Source organism: bacterium (assembly GCA_004299235.1).
In the GTDB taxonomy this organism is placed as follows: domain Bacteria; phylum Chloroflexota; class Dormibacteria; order Dormibacterales; family Dormibacteraceae; genus SCQL01.
In genome coordinates this window covers 1-1,094 of sequence record SCQL01000083.1, presented here as the reverse complement: position 1 = coordinate 1,094, position 1,094 = coordinate 1, and the positions used below count along the sequence as shown (strand labels likewise).

Sequence of the window (1,094 nt, the reverse complement as noted above, 5' to 3'; positions counted from 1 at the left end):
GCTGGGAGCCAGACGTTGTACCTGAAGAGCCTGACCCTCAAGGGGTTCAAGTCCTTCGCCTCCTCGACCACGCTCCAGCTCGAGCCCGGCATCACCTGCATCGTGGGCCCGAACGGCTCGGGCAAGTCCAACGTGGTCGACGCTCTGGCGTGGGTGATGGGCGAGCAGGGCGCCAAGTCGCTGCGCGGCGGCAAGATGGAGGACGTCATCTTCGCCGGCACCTCCGGCCGTCCGCCGCTGGGCCGCGCCGAGGTGCTGCTGACGATCGACAACTCCGACGGCGCGCTGCCGATCGAGTACGCCGAGGTCACCATCAGCCGCACGATGTTCCGTAGCGGCGGCTCGGAGTACGCCATCAACTCCCAGCCGTGCCGGCTGCTGGACGTCCAGGAGCTGCTCTCCGACAGCGGCATCGGCCGCGAGATGCACGTGATCGTCGGGCAGGGCCAGCTCGACTCGATCCTGCACGCCACGCCCGAGGACCGCCGCGGCTTCATCGAGGAGGCCGCGGGCGTCCTCAAGCACCGCAAGCGCAAGGAGAAGGCGCTGCGCAAGCTCGACTCCACCGAGGGCAACCTGACCCGCCTCGGCGACCTGCTCACCGAGATCCGGCGCCAGCTCAAGCCGCTGGGCCGGCAGGCCGAGGTGGCCCGCAAGGCCGCCGGCGTCCAGGCCGACGTACGCGACGCCCGGGCGCGTCTGGTCGCCGACGACCTGGTCGCCGCCCGCTCCTCGCTGCAGCAGGAGCTCGCCGACGAGTCGATCCTCGTCGAGCGCCGGGCGCAGGTGGAGGCCGAGATCGCGCAGGCCCGGGAGGCCGAGGCCGCGCTGGAGGCCGCGCTGCGCGAGGACCTGCCAGCGCTCTCGCGCGCCCAGGAGACCTGGTTCGCGCTCTCCGGGCTGCGCGAGCGGCTGCGCGGCACCCAGTCGCTCGCGGCCGAGCGGGTCCGCAACGCCGCCGGCACCGCCGACGTCGAGGAGGCCCGGTCCGGCCGCGACCCCGAGCAGCTCGAGGCCGACGCCGAGCAGGTGCGCGAGCAGGAGCGCCGGATCGCGGCCGAGGTCGAGCAGCACCGGGGCGCGCTCGAGCAGGC

1 protein-coding gene is annotated in these 1,094 nt (G+C 73.2%); it reads left to right on the top strand.

Annotation, left to right across the window (positions count from 1 at the left end):
* Window positions 1-15: 15 nt before the first annotated feature.
* Window positions 16-1,094, top strand: a 1,079-nt coding sequence (locus tag EPN29_14370) for a chromosome segregation protein SMC (GenBank protein TAN30004.1), incomplete at its 3' end; no start/stop codon positions are given.